The organism is Corynebacterium sp. UMB10119B, assembly GCF_030228125.1.
GTDB classification, from domain to species: domain Bacteria; phylum Actinomycetota; class Actinomycetes; order Mycobacteriales; family Mycobacteriaceae; genus Corynebacterium; species Corynebacterium pseudogenitalium.
The window spans coordinates 1-22,191 of sequence record NZ_JASPBG010000016.1 but is presented as its reverse complement, the minus strand read 5'-3'; the positions used below and the strand labels follow the sequence as shown (position 1 = coordinate 22,191).

The following is a 22,191-nucleotide window of genomic DNA, read 5'->3' as shown; positions in this document are numbered from 1 at the left end:
AAGTCCGGAGTTCTGTTTCTTCGCGTGGGGCTGTGGTTGGCTGAGGCGGGTGGCCAAATCCTGCTCCTTCGAAATAGTCTTAGTACGCGTATTAAGGTTCTACCTTAAAAAGTGTAACGCCTGAACTGACAGAAGGGTTCCCGTGCTCAACCAACAAGCATTAAATAAGGCCATGTCCGAAGCCGTCGAGTTCGTGCACGCGGAAGGCTGGGACCAAGGGCCAACGCTCTTCGCACTCGTGCCCTCCTCCCTGCTTGTGGACGAGCTCGAGCAACTCGAGGTTGACGACGCCTCTTCGCCCCTGACCCTCGTCGTGCAGGACAACCTGCCGGACAACATCCGCCCCGGCTCCGAGGAGCTGGCGGAGTACGTGGCACGTATCGCCTGGCCACACGCGGTGGAGGGAGCCGTGCTGGCACAGGAGATCATGTTCCGGGACACCAGCAGCGACGACCCCTCGCCGCGCCCGGCGCGCCTCTTCTCCGGTGTGTTGCGCGAGGAGGGCATCGAGCAGACGCTGCTGCAGATGCGCCTAACCGAGGAGGAGCTGGAGGAGCGCGGCCTGTTCGCCCAGGATGATATTGAGCTTCGCGGTGGGCCTAACGTGGCGCCGAATGTTATTGCTGCGTTACGCTACGGTTTGGAACAAGACCCTGATGAGCTGTCCTAAGAGGTTAAAGGAGCACAACGTGGCTACATTTTCGAGCGTTTGGCGTCGGCGCGTCGGTACGCCAGCGGTGCTGGCGATGGCGCTGGTGGTAGCCACCGCGTGCGGTGGCAAGGACGAGCCATCGGAGGAACCGACCACGACGGAGGCGCCGACCACCTCCGCTGAGACCACGGAGTCGCCTTCGCCGTCGGAGTCTGAGGCTGAGTCCGCGGAGGCTACGACGGAGGGGACGTCAACAAGCACTACGAGCACTGCGAAGAAAGACGATAACGGCGTTGCTGAGGTCGCCAAGCAGTTCTCGACGCTCGCTCCGCCCGAGTTCTTCGAAAAGCTAGACAGCTGCACCCCGACCGGCCTCCCGGACGCGTTCGATTGCAGCAGCTCCGAGATGGGCCAGTTCCAGTTCATGGAGTCCGAGTCCGTCGCCACCACGAGTACGCAGGTGCTCACCGAGCTGCGCTCGAGCGAGGTCGTGGAGGACACCGGCCGTTTCGTGGTCGGCTGGTCCACGGTTGGGTCCTCCGCCGTGGTGACCGTCATTGATAATGACAAGGGCCAGATTATGAAGCAGCTGCTCACCATGGACCGCGAAGGCCCGCGCGAACACATCTACAAGCTCGGGCTGGCGAAGCGCCCGGAGGGCGCCACCACCCCTGCGGAGGCAACCACCTCCACCGAGTCTGAGTCCTAGCTGCAGCTGCGCACCGGCTGGCCGTGGGCGAACGCGTCCATGGCCTTCACGGCGTCATCAAGCGTTTTGACTGCCGCGACCTGCATCTCCCCGCTGTCCGTGCGCATGACTTCCGCGCAGTTGCCCTCGGGCGCGAGGAAAAGCTCCGCGCCTGCGTCGCGGGCACCTGCGATCTTGTGGGAGATGCCGCCGATCGGGCCGACCTCCCCCGACTCATCAATCGTGCCGGTGCCGGCCACGAACTTCCCGCCGTTGAGCAGACCCGGCGAAAGCTTATCGATCACCGCCAGCGAGAACATCATCCCGGCACTCGGCCCGCCCACATCGTTAAGGTTGTAGGTCACCTGCACGCCGTCGGCCGGAGCGGACGTCATCAAGATCCCCAACATGGGCACCTTCGCATCCTCCGGATTCGCGCCGAGGGTGATCTCCTCCGTGTGCGGCGTGCCGTCACGCAACACGTCGACGCTGAGCCGGTCGCCGGGGGCGTGCTCGCGCACGATCTGCTGCACCTCCCGCGGCTGTGAGACGTCCTTCCCCCCGACCTTCGTGATGATGTCTGCCGCCTGCAGCGCACCGTTCGCGGCGCTGCCCTCCATCACCTCGTGAACCACCACTGTCGTCGGGCGGCCGAGGTAGTTCATCGCGGCGATCGTCGCCGCCGACTCCGAAGCAACGAATGCCTCCTGGTTGCGCTGCTTCATCTCCTCCCGGTTCGTATTCGGAGGCATGATCTGCTCCAGCGGCACAATCGTGTCATCCGTGGTGATCCAGCGGGTCAGCGCCTGCACCAGCGTCATATTGGTGCGCACGGACACCGTGGTCATGTTGAGGTTGCCCTCCGTTTTGTCAGAGTCCGCGCCCTCGATCTCAACAACGGGCACGCCCTCAACATCGCCGAGCGTGTTAAACGTCGGCCCCGGCCCCTGCGCCGCGTACGGCACGGCCAGGGAGATATCGGTGCCAGGAATATGGTCGAGGCTCAGCGCCGCGGCCAGCACCGCAAGGGGGATGGCGCCCCACACAATCGTGGCGAGGCGGCGGCTGCGCGGCTGTGCCTGTGCTTGTTCTTGCTCGGCGTTCATCACGCCCACAAATCTTAGATGTTCGCCCACAGCGTTGCGATTTTCCAGCTTGCAGCCGACACAACCTGCGCACACGACTGTAGGGTGGTGCCTATGAGTAATGGATTCGGATTTACCTTCCCCAACAACGACAACGACGGTGACAACGGTGACGACGAGCGTCGCAACCAGCAGAACAACCCGTTCGCCGCGTTCGGGTTCGGGGGCAACGTTGGCGGTGGCCAAGGTGGCTTGGGCGATATTTTGAACCAGTTCGGGCAGATGCTCTCCGGCATGGGCTCGACGATGAACGCCCGCACAGAGGGCGAATCCGTGAACTTCGAAATGGCGCTGCGCATGGCACGCCAGCACGTCGGCGACAAGGCTGCGGTCTCCGCGGGGGATCGCACCGCGGTTGAGGAGTCTGTACGCCTCGCCGACCTTTGGCTTGACGACGCCACTACGCTTCCTTCCGCGAACGCCCAGCCGCGCACGTGGAATGCGGACGACTGGCTGGTTGAGACCATGCCGATGTGGAAGCGCCTGGTCAACCCCGTTGCGGAGCAGATGAACCGCGCACAGCGAGACACCATGCCCGCCGAGGCCCGCGAGATGATGGGCCCGATGGTCGGCATGATGGAACAGATGAACGCCATGAACTTCGGCGTCAAGCTCGGCCACGCCCTCGGTGATCTTGCCGAGCAAGCCCTGACCGGCTCCGACTTCGGCCTGCCCGTCGCCCCCGCAGGCGTGACAGCCATCTTGCCGAAGAACGTCACCGCCGCCGCCAAGGGTCTCGAGATCCCCGGCCAGGAGGTCCTGGTCTACATCGTGGCCCGCGAAGCAGCCCGCCAGCGCCTGTTCAAGCACGTGCCGTGGCTCGTCGAGCGCCTCGTCTCCTCCGTTGAGGAGTACGCGGCAGGCCTGGAGATCGATACCTCTCAGCTCGAGGAGATGGCCCGCGGCCTGAACCTGGAAAGCGGCGACCCGCAGGCCATCCAGGAGGCGCTGCAGCAGCTTGAGGGCGCGGACCTCTCCCCGCGTGTGACCTCCCGCAACGCGTCCGCAACCGCCCGCCTGGAGACGCTGCTCGCGCTCGTCGAGGGCTGGGTCGACGTCGTCACCGACGCTTCCCTGGCAGACCGTATCCCGTCGACGCCGCAGCTCGCCGAGGCGTGGAACCGTCGCCGCGCAACGGGTGGCTCCGCCGAGCGCGCGTTCGCGAACGTCGTCGGCATCGAGCTGGGCGCCCCGAAGGTCCGCGAGGCCGCTGAGCTGTGGCGCCGCGTCGAAACCGCCGTGGGTCAGGTCCGCCGCGACCAGATTTGGGACCACCCGGACTTCCTGCCGGCCCCTGAGCACCTGGCCAACCCGGCGGCGTTCATCGACACCCTGCTGGACGATTCCTCCGACGACAACTTCGACGAAGAGCTCGCGCGCCTGGAAGAGGAGCTGCGCAAGAACGACGAGGACTAGCCTTCCCCGCCGAACCGCTGGTAGGCCTCAAGGTAGCCCTTCGCGCGTTCCGCGAGGGGCGCTTTGTCTGCCCACTCCCAGAACTTCGGGCCGTGCCCCGGGATGAAGGTGTGCGTCAGCTCGTGCACGATCACCGCGTCGAGGACGTAGCCCGGCACGTGCTGCAGCCTGTCACTGATCCGAATCGTGCCCGTTGACGGGGTGCAGCTTCCCCACCGCTTCGTCTGGTTCGACACCCACCGTATCGAGCCCACTTTCGCCCGCCCCTCAAGCACCTGCTCGTTGAGCACCTCCGCGCGCGCCTGAAGGTCGGCGTCGCTGACGTGCTGGTGGCGAGTCTTCTTCCGGATCTTTCGCAGCATCTCGGCCACCGCCTCGCGCTCCTCGCGCTCGCTGAACCGGGCTGGGATGCGTACTTCCACGACGCCGTCGATAAGCCGGGCCTGCACTGTGCGTGTGCGCCGCGGCGAGCGAATCACCCGATACTCAAACTCCGACTCCTGCATGCCGAAGATTGTATGCTGTACAACCGACACAGCTTAAGGGGCACGAGGGGGAAGCATGTGTAACCAGTCGGATACTGTCATTGCGCTGGCCATGGGGGTACAGATACTCAGCAGGGGCCCGCACGCGCTGCAATTCGGCCTCGACGCCACACGCAGCGGCATCATCGAAGTCGGCGACGCCCGCGCAGTCGCCGCGGTGCTCGACTCGCTGTCCACACCGCGGCCACTGCCCGAGGTGGTTCGGCGGCTGGCGGTCTCCATGGACGCGGATGCGGCGCGCAGCCTCATCCAGGACCTCATCGCCTACCGCGTCCTCGTCGAAGTCTCCCGCCCGGAGGTACTGCTGATCGGCACCTCAACGCTTGCGAACACGCTGGTAGAAACACTGCGTGCCAGCGGCATCCACGTGCGCTCCCCCGAGCCCACCCAGCCACTGTCCCGCTTTCTTTTCGACGCCCCCTCGCCCCTCCCGCTCATCATCGTCGACCAGGCGCACCGCACCCGGGCGCTTGCCGCGTACACCCGGCACCGCACCGGCCCCGTGCTTCCGGTCCTGCAGATCGACACCCGCGTCCTCATCGGCCCCTACGCCGTCGGTGTGGAAGGCCCATGCCTGATCTGCCGCGAACACTACCTGCTTGAGCGCGACCCACAGTGGGCAGCGATCGCCGCCGCGGCACCCGCCGGCGTGCGCAACCCGGACCCGGTCGTAATCCAGGCAGGCGTGGCCGCCGCAGCAACCATGACCAGGCGGATCTGCCAGCTGCCGGACCCGCCGGGCGTATCCGCCCCGGACCCCCGCACCGGCGACACCCTGCTTGTGGACCCCTTCAACCGCACCCCACTCAAGACGCTTCGCCTGCAGCCACACCCCGACTGCCCGCTGTGCTTCTAGGTGGTTTGTCGCGGCTAGCGGAACTCCGCCAACGTTTCCAGAACCTCGGCGCCGTAGCGCTCCACCTTCACCGGACCCACCCCCGACACGGCGAGCAGGCCCTGCTCGTCCTCCGGCATAGTCTCCGCGATGGCGAGCAGGGTGGCGTCGGAAAACACCATGTAGGCGGGCTGCTTCGCCGCGCGCGACGTTTTGAGCCGCCAGCGCTTGAGCGCCTGGTAGACGTCCTCGTCGATGTCGGCGTCGCAATCCTGGTGCCGACCAAGCGCCTTGTCCGCCGGGGCGAAGAGCACGTTGCCGCACACCCGGCAACGGCGGGTCTGCTTCAGCCGCTGCGGGGTTTCCTCCGCCTCAAGCTCGGGCACCAAACCGTCCAGGAAGCGCGAGCGCGAGCGCGACTTCCTGCCGCCCTCCTGCCTGGCCAGCGCCCACGACAGCTGCAGGTGCTCCCGGGCGCGCGTCACACCAACGTAGAAGAGCCTGCGCTCCTCCTCGATGTTCTCGTCGCCCGCCTTGATCGCGTGCGAGATCGGCAGCGTATTTTCCACCAGGCCAACGAGGAAGACGGCGTCCCACTCCAGGCCCTTCGCCGCGTGCAAGCTGGCGAGCGTGACCCCGTCAATCGCCGGCGGCTGCTTCGCCTCCGCGCGCTGACGCAGCGAACGCAGTACGTCCTCCAGGCTCGAGGCCTCCTTGGTGTGCACGATCTCCTCGATGAGGTCCACGAGTGCGCGCAGCCCCTGCCAACGCTCCCGTGCCTGGGCACCCTCCGGCTCCGTCGGCGTCAACCCGAGCGGCGCGAACGCCGCCTTCGCCACCACCACCGGGTCATCCGGCAAGTCGTGGCGCCTGGTTGCCGCGACGAGCGCCTGCAGCGCCTCGCGGATCTCGCCGCGCTGGAAGAAGCCCTCCCCACCGCGCACCTGGTAGACGATACCCGCGTCCGCGAGCGCGGCTTCAAACGCCGCCGACTGCGCATTAATCCGGTACAGCACCGCGATCTCCTTGGCAGGTACCCCGGAATCAATCAGGCGCTGTACCGCCGCGGCGACCTCGCGGGCCTCCGTCGGCTCGTCGTCGTAGGCGTGGAACGTCGGCTGCGGTCCGGACTCTCGCATACCGATCAGCTCAAGCCTGGTCCCCGAGGCCCTGCCCGTCGCGCGTGAAATCACCGCGTTGGCCAGCTCTGTGATTTCGGGTGTCGAGCGGTAGTCGCGCTGCAGCTTCACCACAGTGCCGTGCTCGTAGGTTCGCGAGAAGTTCAGCAGGTAGTCCGGGGTCGCGCCGGTAAAGGAGTAAATCGTCTGGTTCGCATCCCCCACCACCGTCAGGTCATCGCGCTGCCCAAGCCAGCCCTCCAGCACGCGCTGCTGCAGCGGAGTCACGTCCTGGTACTCGTCAACCACGAAGGACTGATACTGGGAGCGGAACTCCTCCGCCACCGCGGGCGCGTTCTCCAGGGCACCCGCGACGTGCAGGAGCAAGTCGTCGAAGTCGATGAGCATGCCTTCCGGGCTCGTCTTCGCTTCCTCGTACAGCCGGTAGACCTCCGCGACCTTCTTCGGATCCGTCGGCGGAGTTCGGTTGGTATCCGCGATGCGGTCCACGTAGTCCTGCGCGCCGATCACGCTCGCCTTCGCCCACTCAATCTCGCTCAGTAGGTCGCGGACCATCTCCTTATCTGACTCCAGCCCGGCTGCGCGAGCCGCCCTCCCCACCAGCGGGAACTTGTTGTCCAGCAGCCGCCACGGCAGATCCCCCGCAATCTGCGGCCAGAAGTAGCGCAGCTGCCGCATCGCCGCCGAGTGGAACGTGCGCGCCTGCACGCCGCCAATGCCCATCGTGCGCAGACGGTCGCGCATCTCCCCTGCCGCACGCTGCGTAAACGTCACCGCCAGCACCCGGTTCGGGCTCACCGTGCCCTGATCAATCATGTGCGCGATGCGGTACGTAATCGTGCGAGTCTTACCCGTCCCGGCACCAGCCAGGATGCACACCGGGCCACGAGGAGCGGTCGCTGCAATCCGCTGATCCTCATCCAGCAAGCTCAGATCTACAGCCACTTACGTTCCTCTCCGTTTCTCGTTGAACTCTCCACGAGCCCATTGGTCAATCATCCGCCGCGCAATCGTCCCCGGCACCGCCAGCGTGACAGTGCCCAGCTCGTCGCGGCGCAGCCAGCGCAGCTGCGTCAGCTCCCCATCCAAGGGGCCCACAGCATCAACATCACTTGTCGACGCCACCATCCCCAACATCAGCGCACCCGACAGCGCCCACGGCTGCGACCCAACATAGCGCACGCCCCCGACACGACGCCCCGTTTCCTCCCACACCTCACGCGCGAAGGCGTCCTCGATGGTCTCGCCGACATCGATGTATCCCGCGATCAGCGTGAAGTAGCCCGGGCGGCGCGCGTTCTCCCCAAGCAAAATCCGCTCCCCGTCCGTCGACTGCACCACCCCGATCACCGACGGGTCAATGCGCGGAAACAACGGCTTCCCGCTGGCGCCACGCGCGACAACGCCGCCCTCGCCCCAGGCGACTTCGCTGCCGTCGCGCGGGTCGAAGCTCAGCTGACGCTGGTTGCGCAGCAGGCCGAACCCGCGCGCAACCAGGTACTCGCTTGCGTGACTGCGGCAGGTGCCGAAGCGCTCGCCCATCGCCTCAAGCTGCGCCTCGCTCACCAGCACCGCCCACACATCGTCGCCGACGTGCACCGTGTTCTCGGCGTGGGGTTGGGCGGAGTGGGCGTCGAAAAGTGTGGGCGTGTCATCAGCTCCAAGCACAAACCTGCCGGCGGCATCGAAGGCAATGAACCGCTTCATAGGCCGCCTACTCCGTCGGACGCGTGCGCTCAGTCAGCGGGGTCGGCTGCGTCATCTGCACGAACAGCAGGCGGTCGCCGGGCTCAACCGTCTCGGCCTCCGGGGCGTCGATGCGGTAGAGCTCGCCGGAGCGCACCACACCCAGCACAATGTCGGCGAGGTGACGCGGGTTCGCTCCGACCTCGTCGTCCGCGATCGGGCGCTCCGCAACCGCGAAGCCCTCGTCCGGGCTGAGCAGGTCCTCCATCATCTCCACCACAGGTGGCGTGACCGTCGCAATGCCCAGCAGGCGGCCCGCCGTTTCAGAGGAGACCACCACCGAGTCCGCGCCCGACTGCATCAGCAAGTGCTGATTCTCACTCTCACGGACGCTGGCAACGATCATGGCGCTCGGCGCCAACTCACGGACAGACAGCGTGACCAACACCGCGGTATCGTCCGAGGACGGCGCCACCACAACTGAGCGCGCACGCGCCACACCCGCGACCTTCAGCACGCTCGAGCGAGTGCCGTTGCCGTGGACGGTGACAAGGCCGCGCTTCTCGGCGTTCGACAGCACCACGGCGTCATCATCAACAACAACGATGTTGCCCGGCGCGGTACCGCCCGCGAGCAGCGCATCCACCGCGGACCTGCCCTTCGTGCCGTAGCCGATAACGATGGTGTGATTACGCACTGTTCTCCTCCATTGCTGAATCTGTAGCGTCTTGCGGGAATCCTCCGTCAACACCGACAACGTCGTACCGACCAAAAGCATCAGGAATGCCACACGACACGGCGTGATGACCAAGATATTCATCAGGCGCGCGCTTTGCGTCACCGGCGTGATATCGCCGTAGCCGGTCGTTGAGAGCGAAACCGCCGAATAGTACAGGGCGTCGATAAAGGTCAGTGGCTCGGTGTACCCCTCTTTGTCGAAGTAGACCACCGTCGCCACGGCCAACACCAACATGGCCGCGTAGCCGAAGCGCCTTGCCATCAACGCCCATGGAGTGGTGCGTTCCGCCGACGGAATCCGAACGACATCCAGCAGGGTGTGCACCGGTATTTCCGACGGATCCGCATCCGCACGGAACCGGTCACTCCATGACAACGCAAACGGCAGTTTCACTCCGCTATCCTTCCTCGCTACTACGGCGTGAAACTGTACCGGAAGTTGCGCCGTTTGCTGTATCTTCCAACAACTTCGTCAGCTGCTGCGCATCCGGAAGCTCCGTCGCGGTGAAGTCCTTTCCATCGCGGACGTAGAAGAACACGGCCTTCACTGGGCGGCCGTCGTTGGCGATTCGCTTCCACGCCTCCGTGTACACGGCAAGCTGCAGCTTCGCTGCCTCCATCGCCGCACCCACCGGGCGGTTGCCGGTCTTCCAGTCCACCACGACCCAGCCGTCGCCGTCCGCAAAGACCGCGTCCATGCGGCCACGCACCACCGCCTTGCCGAGCGCCAGTTCAAACGGGCACTCCACGTGCGTCGGCGTCTTTGACGCCCAGTGGCTGTTCTCGAAGTTGGCTTTCAGCTTCTGCAGCATCGACGGATCCACCTCAAACTCGCCCATGCCCGGCAGCTCGTCCTCAGTGAGCAGCGGGTGCGCACCGTAGAAATCCTCGATCCACTCGTGGAATGCGGTGCCGCGCTTCGCGTACTGGTTCGGCTTGAACGGCACCGGGCGACGTGCCCGGCGCGCGAACTGTTCCACGTCCGCCTGCATGGCCACCACATCCGAGGCGGTCAGCTCACCAGGCAGCATGACGGGCACGTCCGGCGACTGCGCCGCCTTGTGTTCCTCGATGAGCGCGGTGGCGTCGCGCTCCCACAGCTCGTAGAGCTCGCCGGCCGCGGGCGCGATTTCGGTCTCGAGCGCGTCCCTGACCAGCTCACTCGGGTGAGTGGCCTGACTACTGGCGGCGTGCGCGGCTTCGTAGGACTGCACAGGCCACGTGCCGACGGCCATCTCCGGCTGCTGTACCGTTTTCTCCGCATCCTCGTCCTCGACCTGCTCCGGCAGCTCGAGGCCCTCGAACGCCGCGAAGTGCTCGTACGGCCCGTTCGTATTCTTTTTGCCGCCCAGAGAGATGTTCGACCCGGTAAGCAACAGCCTGTTTTCCGTACGTGTGATAGCCACGTAGAACAGGCGCGCCTGCTCCTCAGCGAGATCCTCGCCGATGTGCTTGCGCCACGCATTGGCAGCGTTCTTAAACTGCGTGCGGTGCTCTACCTCTGCGAACTCCTCGTAGATGTCCGGGTCACCGAACGTCTCAGGCTGCAGGAACGGGATCTGGGCAAGGAAGGTCTCAATCTTTGAGCTGTAGGTGTCCTTATCCGCGTGCAACACAGCGACGGTATCCCACTCCAGGCCCTTCGCCTTGTGCACCGTCAGGATCTGCACGCGGTCCCCGCGCACGGTGACGTTACCCGGCGCAAGCCCGTCCTCCTGCTGCTTCGCCAACTCGAAGTAGTCCAGCAGCGCTTCCACGCTCGTGCCCGGGTACTCCTCGACGTAGTGCAGCAGCTGGTCCAAGTGCACCGTGCCTGCCGACGAGCGCCGCGCCAGCACCTCAACGCGAATACCGAAGACCTCGATGATGTCCGCGAACAAGTCACTGAGCCGCTTGCCCAGCGAATTGCGCCGCAGCTGTCGCAGCCGCGACGCCAGCAGCTGCAGGCGCTTGTAGCCTTCCTCGCTGTAGCGCTCTGGCTCGCCCAGGTCCGCCACCGCGTCCGCCAGGCCCGCGGGCTTCGCCGACTGCATCTTCAGCGCCTCCGCCTCGAGTGCAAGCTGCGTCAGCTCCTCGATGAGGCGCTCCTCCGGGTCCGCGGGCACTGGCCTGGCTGCTTCCTCCTCCGCGACCGGGCCGTCCGCGCGGGCTTGCAGGTTCTTGGCACGTGCGGCGAGCGCCTCCATATCCGCTAGCCCGAGCCCGACCGACGGCCCACCCAGCACGCGCAGTGCCGCCTCAGAATCCTCGGGGCGGACCAACATCGTGGCCACAGCCAACGTGTCCTGTACCTCCGGGGTATCCAGCAGGCCGCCGAGCCCCACGATCTCATACGGCACGCCGCGGGCCTCAAGCGCCTGGGCGATCGGCTGCGCATGCCTGTTCTTCCTGGTCAGCACCGCGGCCGAGAGCTTACCGCCTTGCTCAAACTGCTGCTGCAGCGCGTCGGCAACGAACTCAATTTCTTCCTCCTCCCGCTGGAAGAACTGCATCTCCACGTCGCCTGCCGCAGCGTCCTTGCGTGGCTCCAGAGGCGCGACGGCTCGATCTTCCCCGCTGCCAAGGATCGCGGTGGAGACCTGATTCGCCATCTCAAGCACCTTGCTCGGGTTACGCCAAGAGATGGTCAGCTGTTTCTTCTGCGCCGGCACACCGCCCGCGGCAGGGAAATCTTCCACGAATGCCGCGAGGTTTTCCGACGTCGCCCCGCGCCAGCCGTAGATTGCCTGCATCGGGTCGCCCACCGCAGTCACCGTCAACGTGGGGTCCTGCCCCTCGCCGAACAGGCTGCGCAGCAACACTCGTTGCGAATGCGAGGTGTCCTGGTACTCGTCGAGCATGACTACGCGGTACCTCTGCCGCTGCGCAGCACCGACGGACGCGTGCTGCTCCGCGAGCGTGGCCGCAATGTTCATTTGCTCGTTGAACGTGACCACACCACGCTCACGCAGCGCCGCGTTAAGCTCCTCAACCAGCGGCAACATCAACTGGCGCTGGCGCTGCTTGTTGCGCCACCCCGTCATGGTCTTGCAGAACTCGGTTTTACTCCGCGGCGACTTCGGCAGCGATTCCGTCTCTTTCAGGAAGATCTCCGCGGCCTCGTAAATATCGTTTGGGTCTGCCAGTGCGTTGCCCATCGCCGTGGAGAGCTTCAGTAGGTCCTCCACCACTGTGCTCATCGCGGGGGCAGGGGCACCTTCCGCGATGAGTGGCTTGCTGTAATTGCTCACGACTTCGACGGCGATCGCGTGCAGCTCAGCCTGCGTGATCAGGCGCGCGTCCGGCTCCACCGGGACGAGCAGTCCGTAGTCGCGAACGAGCTCGCCCGCGTACGAGTCGTACGTAGCAACAGTCGGCGCGATAACCTCCAGGCTTTCCGCCAGCGCACCCGAAGGATCAAGCTCCCGTACGAGCTCCCGGCGACGAGCCAACGCCTGCAGCCGGTTCCGGATCCGCTGCCCCAGCTCGCGGGCCGCCTTGCGGGTAAACGTCAAGCCGAGGACTTCCTCCGGCCGCACATACCCGTTGGCGACGAGCCACACCACGCGGTCCGCCATCGTCTTCGTCTTGCCCGCGCCAGCACCGGCCACGACCAGCATCGGCCCCGGCTCGGCACCAATCACGTCGGCCTGCTGGCTACTAGGGGGAAATGCGTCCCCGAGCGCCTGGAAGAGTTCCTGGGGTGTGAAATCAGCCATTGTAAATCATCGTCCCTTCGATCTGGACCGGGCACAGCGCGCGCACAGCGCAGTAATCGCAGTGCTTGCCCGCCTGCGCTTCGAGTTGCGGCCCTGTTGTCTTGCCGGGCAGCGGTGCAATGAGTTCGGTGAAGTACTCGAGTTCTTCCTCTTCTTTGCGCGGTTGCTCGCGCGTGGTTGCGGCGTTCGTTCCGTGCTTCGAGTACACGAGCGCCGCCCCACCAACGTCCAGGCCCTCTTGCCCATCGGTGGACGTCACAACGCGAAGATCGTCGCCCTCACCGATGAGCTGCCCGTGGCTCAGCGCAAGCTGGTACGCCATGAGCTGCTCGCACTCCTTCGCGCTATCTACGGAGAGCATCGTCGAGCCAGTCTTCAGGTCAACGATGTGCACGCTGCCGCTTTCTTCCTTATCCAGCCGGTCGGCTCGCCCGCGGATATGGACGTCTTCTGCGACCTGGACGGAGATCGGCACCTCCATGCCCACAACCTCGAACTTCTTCGCGCGATTTTCCCACCACTTGTTGGTTCGCTCCAGCATCGCCTCGAAGTCGCGGACTTGGGCCTCGGCCTGCCACGCGGGGGCGTCAACAATCGCGCGGTACGTGGCCAGCGTGTGCATCCGCGCCTGCTCTTCCGGCACGCCTCGGCCGAGCGCCTCGAAGTAGGCGTGCACGATCGATCCGATCACCATCGGCATCGAGCTATCAAAACCGAGAGTGCGCTCGAGCACCGAGCTCATCGGGCACTTCAACAGCGCCTCAATCCTCGACGGCGACAGTGAACGTTGCCCTTCAACGGGCTCATCCGTCGAAGGCTCCGTGGTGGTCCACCACTGCTCCGGGTCCGCGAGCGGCACCCCGGCCTCCACCAGCCGCGCAATCTGGCGCGCGGCCTGGCGCCGGTCTGCCTCCGTACTGTGTTCCTCGTCCGCGAGTGTGCGGCGTAGCTCCCCCAGGAAATCATCGCGGGATAGTACGCGCACAACCGTGGCCTCCGCACCGTCATCCCCAGCCGCGGCGTCCTCCGCGGACAGCGTCACCAGCTGCGGGGAAATGCCGGTTTCCTCGCAGAGCTCCTCAATGAACCGGGACGGCTCGATGACCTCCTCGCCGTCAGTCTGGTCGACGGCCGTGACCAGGACGCGCTCCGTCGCGCGGGTCAACGCCACGTGGAACAGGCGACGCTCCTCCTCGAGGCGCTCGCGCAAGTGCGACACCGGGGTGGCGGGATCCACGTCGTGGTCAACCAGGTCCACCAGATCCTGCTGGCCGAAAATCGAGCCGGTCTCGCCCAGGCTCGGCCACTCGAGATCCTGCACACCGGCAACGACAACACGGCTAAACTGCCTGCCCACCGCACCATGCGCAGTCAACAGCGCCACTGCGTCCGGCGTGGCCGCTCGGCGATCGCGCACACCGGTGGGCAGTTCCTGCTCCAACATGCTGTTCACGAACAGCTCGAGCCCACCCTGGGTTTTACGCTCGGTGAAGTCACCGGCGGCGTCGAATAACGCCATGACCGCATCCAGATCCCGGTCAGCCTGCGAGCCCGTCGTGCCGCCCCGAAGCGCAACCGCAGTGAGGTGATCTGCCAAACCCGTGGCGTTCCACAGCGCCCACAACACCTCCTCGACGCTGCCGTCAGCGTCGTAGACCTCCCTGGCGGCATCCAACACCTGACGGATGCGGTGCAGCATCTGCAGCTCACGGTCAGTGAGTACCTCGCCGAAGTCCGGCAGCTCTGCCTTGGAAACAACAAGGTCACGCAGCGTTTCCTCCGCACGCGCCTCTGGTTTCCAACGCCGCAGGCCGCGCAACAGGCGGCGCAGCGTCACCGGGTCCGTACCACCGATGGGCCCAAGCAGCAGGTCGCGCCACTGCTCAACCGTCAGCGGTGTGTACAGCGACTGCAACCCAAGCAGCAGCGAGGCAACAATGCGTTGCTCGCTGAGCACCACATCCGTCGGATTCAGGGCGACCGGCACGCCCGCGTGCAACAGCGCGCGGCGGAATGGCTCAATCATCCCTGACGAACGCACAATGACCGCCATATCCCGAAACGCGACCTCCTCCTCGAGGTGCGCGCGACGAAGTGCGTCCGCCACCGCCGCGAGCTGCGCCGTCGGCGTCTGCGCTAGCGCCACCGAGACCTCCGGCTCGCGCCTGGTCTGCCCCAAGTCAATCACCGTGTGCTCAAGGTCCCCCAGCGTGGCAAAGAACTCCGGGCTCGCCCCGCGGAACTGGTAGACGGACTGCTCCAAGTCACCACCCACAACCCCGAGTGTGGCCCCCTGTAGCAGGCGCTGCACGAACTTTGCCGCTGCGGGCGAGAGATGCTGGGCGTCGTCCACAATCACGGTGTGCCACGTCCGTCCCAACGGCACGTCGAGTGCCCTGGCAATCAGCTCGGATGCCGAGTAACGCACCGTCCCGGTCAGCGCCATGACCTGCTGGTATTCCTCCAAAAAGTCACCGGCCGCGCCCCAAATCCCCTGCCCGTAGCGGGCTCCGAGCACCTTGAGCTGCTCTGCGTCCAGCCCGCGCTCAATCGCGCGCAGCAAAAAGTCACGCAGCTGGCGCGCAAAGCCCACCATCGGCAATGCCGGGCGCAGCTCCGCGGGCCAGCTCCCCCGGCCATCCTCAACATGTCCCTGCAGCAATTGACGGATGACCGCATCCTGCTCTGCGCCAGAAATCAGGCGCAGCTGTTCCTGCTGCTCCCGCAGCACGGCAAACGCCAGGGAGTGCACAGAGCGCACCATCGGGCCGTCGGCAACAAAGTCAGTATCAGCGAGCCGCTCCGAAATCTCCGCCCTGATCCGCGCGGCGGACTCCTTCGAATCCGTCAAGAACAAGACGCCCTCCGCGTCCGACTGCCGCTTCGCCGACGCCACAAACGTATCGATGAGAAAGCTGGTCACCCCCGAACCCGCCTGGCCGGTTACCTTCCATAACCCCTCGGTGGGAAGTGGCTGCGACCACGTTCTATCGTGCGCTTGGTGTTCGCGCGGGACTAAAAACGCGCGGGGTGTGGTGGACTGCTGGTCATTCATGCCCACCATTGTGGCATGTTAGCGGGACATAAGGAGCTCGGAAACCTCCGAAAATTTCGAACGCGCGTTCCCATTCTGGAACGTTCCGTCGTGCTGCGCCATCCGCATTCGGAAATCCAACGCACGCCCTGCCAGGAACACAAGGTCCGGAATGTGGGACCAGCGCTCCACGATTCGCGGATCGACAGCCCCGGCGAGCAAGGCGTCGACAATTACGACGGCAGCCGAGTACCCCCTCGGGCGAAGCCGCGCCGAAGGTACAAGATCCGTCAACACGGGCGCGGCGTAGCCCGAAAACAGCGTGTGGGAGAGCACATCCACGTGCGCCACACACAGCCCCTCAGCACTGGCATCCTCGTGCCCCTTCCACGCGCCGCGATCCGCCTCTGCGATCACGTCAGAGCTATCGCGTTCGGGCAGCTCCTGCGCCACCTCGGCCTGCTGCAGCGCGCGCTCCAGCGCAAGCGCCGCCGCCACGGCCTCATCCACGCGGGCCGCCGGCGCACCCGGCGAGAACTCGTTGGCCACGAAGCCAGCCACCACGAAGCGCCCGTCCGTCGCACGCACCGGACGCGCAACGTGCACCCCCTCAAGGTGGTCAGCGATGCGCTCACGCACCTTGCCCGACCACGCCGCCGTCGGCGCAGCCTGCGAAATCACAATGCGCCCAAATTTCTTCGCCTCACCCCAGGCAGCATCAGGTGTCGACGCCACCTCCCCATCAACCTGAAACGCCGACAACACATGCTCGGGAATAGTCACAGCGCAGCTCGCCTTCCTCTCGTCGCCTGTTTATAACTACAACAACTACAGCACTTACAACACTGCCGGGCGCGGGTACGGCCACGGGTTCGACCTGCAGGTGTCCTGGTTATCCGGGTACACCTCTTCCTTATCAAAGGAGTACAGCTGCGCATTGTTCAAGCTCAGCGTCTGCTGCATCATGACCGGCGCCAGCACGCCATTTTCCGGGCACGGCTCGTGGTGCGCGAAGCCGAGCGCATGGCCAACCTCATGATTGATCAGGTACTGGCGGTAGCGACCCAGATCCCCCTCATACGGCGCAGCGCCCCGGACCCAGCGGGCCTCGTTCAAAATGACCGTGTCCTCGCCGGTCACGCGAGTGCGGCAGCTGGTCTCCATTTCAAGGTGCACGCCACACAACTCTCGCGTTGTCGCCGCGGACGCGAGCCGAATCTTCAGCGATGGCTCATCGGCCGCCGTGACGTGTTCAAACCGGAAGCGCGGGTCGTTGGTCCAGCCGCGGGGGTCGCTCAAGGTGGCGTCGACAAGCGCGGCGACGGCCTCATTGCCCCCGTACAGTGCCGTATCGAGCCCATGCTCCACCTCAACAACAAAGCGAACCGTGAGCTCATCCCCCTTGCCAGCCTGCATCCCAGGGTGGCCAACCTCGTAGAAAGTGCCCTCGCCAGTCTCCGTGAACGGACCTCCCGGCGGCAACTGCAGTACGTCCTGCTGGCCCTCCGGCAGCACACTCACCGTGCGCGAGGCCTCGTCACCGTCAGGCTGCTCGACCGCGCTGTCACCAGCGCTTCCCGCAAACACCTCCCCATCGGGGTTTTGCAGCATGTTCACAATCACGAACACCGTCAGCACAGCCAACACCGGAATCGCGTAGGCGCGCCACCCGTACTCGCGGGCGAAGCGCACAAGCCGACCCTCCGCTTCCGGGTCTACCGCGGTGAACTCACCGTCGTCCTCAAAGTCCCAATCCTCGAAAACGTCGGTGTCGTGATTGTTCTTCATGGTCGTAAATGTAGCGGGTTTTAACGCATGAACCCAACGGAACGAGCCTGCGCAGAGCCAAGCTCAACGTACGCAATCTTCTCGGTGCGCACCAAGTACTTCTTTCCCTTGTCATCCTCCAGCGTCACCGTCGGAGTTTGGTCCTCAATCGCCTGCTTCACCGTATTGAGCACATTCTCATGCCCCTCAGCAATCGCGATGGAGAGCTCACGTGCGGTGTCTGCAAGACCGATCTTGATATCCATATGTTCGTTTCCGTCCTTATCGTTGTTCATCTTTGTTCATCTTCACGGATGTCAATCCATTGTAACGGCCTACAGCTAAGATGAGGGCGTGTCCAAATCAGCTGCTAGAGAACAGTCACCCGATTTTCATGAGCTAGGGGTCGCCGCCGAACTCATCGATGCCCTCGAGGAGCTCGATATCCATCGCACATTTTCCATCCAGGAACTTGCGATCCCCCTCGCGCTCGACGGCCGCGACATCATCGGCCAAGCCCGCACGGGAATGGGCAAAACCTACGGCTTCGGCATCCCACTGCTCGACCGAGTATTTGACGACGCCACCATCGCCGAACTCGACGGCACACCCCGCGCCCTCGTGGTCGTCCCCACCCGCGAGCTCGCTGTGCAGGTCGGCGACGACCTGGAGCGGGCAGCGAAGTACACCCCGGTGCGCGTCGCCACCATCTACGGCGGGCGGCCCTACCAGGAGCAGATCGACGCACTACACAAGGGCGTCGACGTCGTCGTGGGCACGCCCGGCCGCCTCATCGACCTCTACCACCAGGGCGAACTGCAGCTCGACCACGTGGCGATCCTCGTCCTCGACGAAGCCGACGAGATGCTCGACATGGGCTTTTTGCCCGACATCGAAACGCTGTGGTCCGCCCTACCTGACCAACTGCAAACGATGCTGTTCTCCGCGACCATGCCCGGCCAGATCCTGCAGCTGGCGCGCTCCAAGATGAACACGCCGATCCACATCCGCGCCGAGCAAGGCGAGGAAGCCGCCTCCACCCACGAAAGCACCAAACAGGTCGTGTTCTACGCCCACCACATGGACAAACCCGAGGTGCTCGCGCGCGTCCTGCAGGCCAACGGCCGCGGCAAAACCATCATCTTTACCCGCACGAAGCGCTCCGCCGCGCGCGTCGCCGACGACCTCGGCCAGCGCGGCTTCTCCGTCGGCGCCGTCCACGGCGACCTTGGACAAGGTGCGCGCGAGGCCTCTCTGAACGCCTTCCGCGAAGGGGACGTCGAAATCCTTGTCGCCACCGATGTTGCAGCGCGCGGCATCGACGTCGACGACGTCACCCACGTGATCAACTACCAAGTCCCCGACGACCCAATGACCTACGTCCACCGCATCGGCCGCACCGGGCGCGCAGGCCACTCCGGCACCGCCGTGACCATGGCCGACCTCGACGAAACAGCGAAATGGGAAGCAATCAACGAGGAACTTTCCCTCGACAAGCCCCAGCCCCCAACGTGGTTTTCCACCTCCGAAGAGCTCTTCGAGGCCCTGGACATTCCGGACTCGGCTTTATCCACGGTGGGCAAACCGCGTAAAGTGCTCGGAGCACGCCCGCAACGCTCGGGCGAGAGAACACCCTCCACGAGACGTGGAACGAACCGCTCAGGAAGGAAACGGCGTTGAGTCAGCCCCTACGTCGCACCCGCAACGACTTGATCGCGACCGCAGTCATTACCGCGATCGCAATCATCCTCCTTGCCATCGCGTTTTTCACCGCACCGATCCGCAGCTCTCACCTGGAGTCGGCGGCGGAGGAATATGAGAACGCGGGACGCCTCGCCGTCGTCCCCTCGAAGGTCGAGGAAGCCTTCCGCCTTCCGGACACCTCCCCCGACGTCCAACCTGTGATCGCTGCAGGCATGATCATCACCTACAACGACGGCACCATCACCGCAACCACGCCGGCCGGCGACACCGCCTGGACCTACAAACGCCCAAACGAGCTATGCCTGCTCGGCCATGCGTGGGACAAGGTCGTCGCAGCGTACCGCGACAATGCTGGCTGTGGGGACGTCGTCACGATTAACGCGCTCACCGGCGAGTACGCAGGCACCCGCTCCGCCATCGCACCCGAGGTGATCACACGTGTGCAGTCCAACGACCGCGTCGGCTACGTCAGCTCCCACCGCGTCGAGCTGTGGCGCTCCGACATGGTCAAGACCGTCGAATACGGCTACAACGAGGCCCCGCAGGAGCCGGACATGCAGCCAGAGTCCTGCACCATCAACTCCGCGCTGACCCGCACCGACATTATGGCGACCACGGAGTACTGCGACGACGGCCCCAAGCTCAAATTCCAGAACACCACCCCCGAGGACTCCCGCGAACCCGAGATGTACGAAAGCGTCGACATCTCCGAGAACGCCTACCTCGTCGCGGTGTCCCAGGACGCGGCCGCGATCTACGACCCGGACAGCCACAAAGTCCGCACCTACGACAAGGACGGCAACGACCTCGCCGCCTCCGAAATCCCGCCACTGGACGGCCCACAGAAGATCGACCAAATTGTCGACGTCCTCCCCGTCGCCGACCTGCCCCACCACATGACGTACCACGAAGGCGACACCTTGCTGCTCATGGAACCCTCCCGCCTGAGCGTTACCGGCGTGTTCCAGGGCGCGCTTGGCACCGGCTTCCCCGCCGGCGAGCGCCTGCTCTACGCCTCCGACACCGGCATCGCCGTCGCCAACTGGGACGACAACAAGGTGGAGAAGATCATCCCCGTCGATCGTGGCGGATACACCGGCCCCGTTTACATCGACTCCGCCGGCACCACGGTCGTAGAAAAGCGCGGCGAGGAGATCGTCGTTCTCAACACGAACCTCTCCTAACGCCGCGCAGCACCCCGATCCCCCGCGCCCGTCGCCTGGTAGCTTTGTTAGCTTCGCTAGCGGCGGGCCTTTTTCAGTTCGTACATCGCCTCTTGGTAGGCCGCTGACGCCGGGTGGAACACCGTAATCAACACGAGCACCGCCGAAAGCGCCGTCGCCGCACTGAGTAGGTGCGCGCCCCCGAGAAACATATAAAACGCCACACCGAGCAGGATCGCCTCGATGAGCACGATCGCGCCCGAGCCCCTTGGCCGCCCCCGCAGCGTCGAGATAGCCACAAACGCAACAAAACCGAAGACGATGGCAAGGAACACCGCCGTGCCCAACGCCACGTAATGGCTTGCTTCCGCGCTCGATTCAATGCTGCTATCGCTAATGCCTTCAATCTGGGCGTAGATCAGCATGATGATGTAGCCGAGCATCGCCAAGCACTGCAGCAACACGACGACCGCCCCGAACCGCAGCATGCCCGGAACGCCAGTGTGGTCCAATGAGTTTTCTTTGCTGTTCACACAACGGAGTCTAATGATCAGGGCCAGATTCCGACACCAATTGCGGTGCAGACGATTGCCGATTTGACCTTAGCGAACACATATGTCAGCTAATTCTTTTCTTATATATGCAGCTCAGGGAGCTAAGAGCGTTCTATCACAGGAAACTCACACCACATATGAGCGGCAACAATGAATACAATTCTTATGATTCCAGTCACATTTTTGGCCAGAACCCTAGCGGAACGGCGAAATACATGCCATCATTTTCGAGTAGCAAAAATTACGGGCTGGTGTCACAGCCCTTAACCCTAAGTCACCACAGGGTTAACGCCAGGTCTGGAAGTGGAGTCCCGCACGATGCGGAGCACTCGCCCGGGCAATGGAATCAAACTTAGTTTGCAACACGCCCCAAAAGGGTTGTGAATGTGGTGCGCAAAAAATACATAGTCACGAAACATTTTTGATCTTGAAGGAGTACTTATTATGGATTGGCGCCACGAAGCCGTTTGCCGCGACGAAGACCCAGAACTCTTCTTCCCTGTCGGCAACTCCGGCCCTGCACTCGCTCAGATCGCCGAAGCCAAGCTTGTTTGCAACCGCTGCCCAGTCACTTCCCACTGCATGAAGTGGGCACTGGAGACCGGCCAGGACGCCGGCGTCTGGGGCGGCCTCTCCGAGGAAGAGCGTCGCGCCCTGAAGCGCCGCAACAAGGCCCGCGCACGCAACCGCGCACGCCTGTCGGCATAGCCTCCTTAGGCTTTTGCCGGTGCCTCTCGCAGAATTTCCTCGGGGGATTTCACCACACTGCGGCAACAACGATAAACTGAATACTTCGTAACTAGGTTTGCACCTAATTCATCGCATTTTAAAGGAGGCACCATGAGCAAGCGTGGCCGTAAGCGTAAGGACCGTCGCAAGAAGAGCGCGAACCGCGGTAAGCGTCCAAACGCATAAGAACGCGAACACTCCCCATCGGCAAGGACCTTGAGCCCACCCGGTGGGGAGTTTTTCGTGCCCTGGTCCGCTGGCATTGGGCTTAAGGGACATTTTGTGTGTTTTTACGGCGTGTCGCGATAAGGGACATTTTGTGTGTGTTTAGCTGCGTCCAGCCCACCCTTTTCTCACGCCTAAGCTGGGGTTCCACTGACCATCAATGCCGGTATCGAATTCTTTCGGCCGCCCATCCAGGTGACCGCGGCGTTGTAATTCTTCTTTTGCCCACGCAGCACGTGCGGCCCTCTCGCCGACGCGTCCGAAGTCTTGTTGCCGGGCAAGCTCAAGAGGCGGTACCGGGTCTTGCGTGTGCATGTATAGCCACCAATCCATGGTGATGCGTTGATGTTCATCGAACATGCCACGGTGCTGGCCAGCTTTGTCTTTGAGCTGCTTGTTTATCCCGCCTTCTAACAGGTTCGTGGTGGCTTTTACATCTTGTGTCACGCCCTCTGGTGGGGCGAGGAAGACAA

The 22,191-nt window shown here is 64.3% G+C and carries 19 protein-coding genes and 1 pseudogene; 8 read left to right on the top strand and 12 right to left on the bottom strand.

Translation table 11 applies throughout. The features are described 5' to 3' along the window. Positions 1-172: 172 nt before the first annotated feature. Complete coding sequence (locus QP802_RS10145) at positions 173-670, top strand: PPA1309 family protein (RefSeq protein WP_256001015.1); 498 nt, start codon at positions 173-175, stop codon at positions 668-670. Between the two features lie 19 nt (positions 671-689). Beyond that, positions 690-1,361, top strand: a complete 672-nt coding sequence (locus QP802_RS10140; protein WP_284804237.1) for a hypothetical protein — start codon at positions 690-692, stop codon at positions 1,359-1,361. On the opposite strand, the gene QP802_RS10135 is transcribed toward QP802_RS10140, so the two are convergent. Continuing rightward, positions 1,358-2,446: a YlbL family protein gene (locus QP802_RS10135; protein ID WP_284804335.1), complete on the bottom strand. Its 1,089-nt coding sequence runs from the start codon at positions 2,444-2,446 to the stop codon at positions 1,358-1,360. The genes QP802_RS10140 and QP802_RS10135 overlap by 4 nt on opposite strands. A 93-nt stretch (positions 2,447-2,539) precedes the next feature. On the opposite strand from QP802_RS10135, the gene QP802_RS10130 reads away from it, so the two are divergent. Beyond that, positions 2,540-3,901 carry a zinc-dependent metalloprotease gene (locus QP802_RS10130; RefSeq protein ID WP_256060150.1) on the top strand — a complete coding sequence of 454 codons (1,362 nt, stop codon included), beginning with the start codon at positions 2,540-2,542 and terminating at the stop codon, positions 3,899-3,901. Here QP802_RS10130 and QP802_RS10125 read toward each other — a convergent pair. Then, complete coding sequence (locus QP802_RS10125) at positions 3,898-4,407, bottom strand: M48 metallopeptidase family protein (RefSeq protein ID WP_256001005.1); 510 nt, start codon at positions 4,405-4,407, stop codon at positions 3,898-3,900. The genes QP802_RS10130 and QP802_RS10125 overlap by 4 nt on opposite strands. A gap of 55 nt (positions 4,408-4,462) precedes the next feature. On the opposite strand from QP802_RS10125, the gene QP802_RS10120 reads away from it, so the two are divergent. After that, positions 4,463-5,302, top strand: a complete 840-nt coding sequence (locus QP802_RS10120) for a hypothetical protein (RefSeq protein ID WP_256060149.1) — start codon at positions 4,463-4,465, stop codon at positions 5,300-5,302. A 14-nt stretch (positions 5,303-5,316) separates the two neighbouring features. On the opposite strand, the gene QP802_RS10115 is transcribed toward QP802_RS10120, so the two are convergent. Genes QP802_RS10115 through QP802_RS10080 form a run of 8 tightly spaced genes read right to left on the bottom strand, consistent with a single transcriptional unit; the run spans position 5,317 to position 17,639 of the window. Continuing rightward, complete coding sequence (locus tag QP802_RS10115; RefSeq protein ID WP_284804229.1) at positions 5,317-7,365, bottom strand: ATP-dependent DNA helicase UvrD2; 2,049 nt, start codon at positions 7,363-7,365, stop codon at positions 5,317-5,319. Next, a complete protein-coding gene (locus QP802_RS10110; protein ID WP_284818666.1) occupies positions 7,366-8,127 on the bottom strand; it encodes an NAD(+) diphosphatase in 762 nt (253 codons plus the stop codon). Positions 8,128-8,134: 7 nt separating this feature from the next. Further along, entirely contained in the window at positions 8,135-9,232 is a 1,098-nt protein-coding gene (locus QP802_RS10105) for a potassium channel family protein (protein ID WP_176754828.1), read from the bottom strand. Between the two features lie 10 nt (positions 9,233-9,242). Then, positions 9,243-12,542, bottom strand: a complete 3,300-nt coding sequence (locus QP802_RS10100) for an ATP-dependent helicase (RefSeq protein WP_284818664.1) — start codon at positions 12,540-12,542, stop codon at positions 9,243-9,245. Then, entirely contained in the window at positions 12,535-15,597 is a 3,063-nt protein-coding gene (locus tag QP802_RS10095; protein WP_284818662.1) for an ATP-dependent DNA helicase, read from the bottom strand. The genes QP802_RS10100 and QP802_RS10095 overlap by 8 nt, the downstream gene beginning before the upstream one ends. A gap of 18 nt (positions 15,598-15,615) precedes the next feature. Next, a complete protein-coding gene (locus QP802_RS10090) occupies positions 15,616-16,359 on the bottom strand; it encodes a hypothetical protein (RefSeq protein ID WP_284818660.1) in 744 nt (247 codons plus the stop codon). Positions 16,360-16,413: 54 nt separating this feature from the next. Further along, a complete protein-coding gene (locus QP802_RS10085) occupies positions 16,414-17,364 on the bottom strand; it encodes a DUF3152 domain-containing protein (RefSeq protein WP_083329465.1) in 951 nt (316 codons plus the stop codon). Between the two features lie 20 nt (positions 17,365-17,384). Continuing rightward, positions 17,385-17,639: a DUF3107 domain-containing protein gene (locus QP802_RS10080; RefSeq protein ID WP_240492734.1), complete on the bottom strand. Its 255-nt coding sequence runs from the start codon at positions 17,637-17,639 to the stop codon at positions 17,385-17,387. Positions 17,640-17,697: 58 nt separating this feature from the next. Between QP802_RS10080 and QP802_RS10075 the strand changes: the two genes are divergently transcribed. Together QP802_RS10075 and QP802_RS10070 are read left to right on the top strand one after the other, a co-directional pair. Next, on the top strand, positions 17,698-19,023 hold the full coding sequence (locus QP802_RS10075; protein WP_071572880.1) for a DEAD/DEAH box helicase: 1,326 nt from the start codon (positions 17,698-17,700) through the stop codon (positions 19,021-19,023). Then, positions 19,020-20,231, top strand: a complete 1,212-nt coding sequence (locus QP802_RS10070) for an Rv3212 family protein (RefSeq protein ID WP_284818658.1) — start codon at positions 19,020-19,022, stop codon at positions 20,229-20,231. The genes QP802_RS10075 and QP802_RS10070 overlap by 4 nt, the downstream gene beginning before the upstream one ends. Before the next feature lie 56 nt (positions 20,232-20,287). Here QP802_RS10070 and QP802_RS10065 read toward each other — a convergent pair whose 3' ends face one another. Further along, entirely contained in the window at positions 20,288-20,743 is a 456-nt protein-coding gene (locus QP802_RS10065) for a hypothetical protein (RefSeq protein ID WP_255366142.1), read from the bottom strand. 465 nt (positions 20,744-21,208) lie between these two features. Between QP802_RS10065 and QP802_RS10060 the strand changes: the two genes are divergently transcribed. Continuing rightward, the gene (locus QP802_RS10060) at positions 21,209-21,472 is read left to right on the top strand and encodes a WhiB family transcriptional regulator (RefSeq protein WP_070362936.1); all 264 of its coding nucleotides are present in this window, start codon (positions 21,209-21,211) and stop codon (positions 21,470-21,472) included. Between the two features lie 132 nt (positions 21,473-21,604). Further along, positions 21,605-21,679: a 50S ribosomal protein bL37 gene (locus QP802_RS11200; protein WP_100227335.1), complete on the top strand. Its 75-nt coding sequence runs from the start codon at positions 21,605-21,607 to the stop codon at positions 21,677-21,679. Positions 21,680-21,820: 141 nt separating this feature from the next. Here QP802_RS11200 and QP802_RS10055 read toward each other — a convergent pair. Next, a pseudogene (locus QP802_RS10055) lies at positions 21,821-22,191 on the bottom strand (IS256-like element ISCau1 family transposase); the annotation flags it as partial.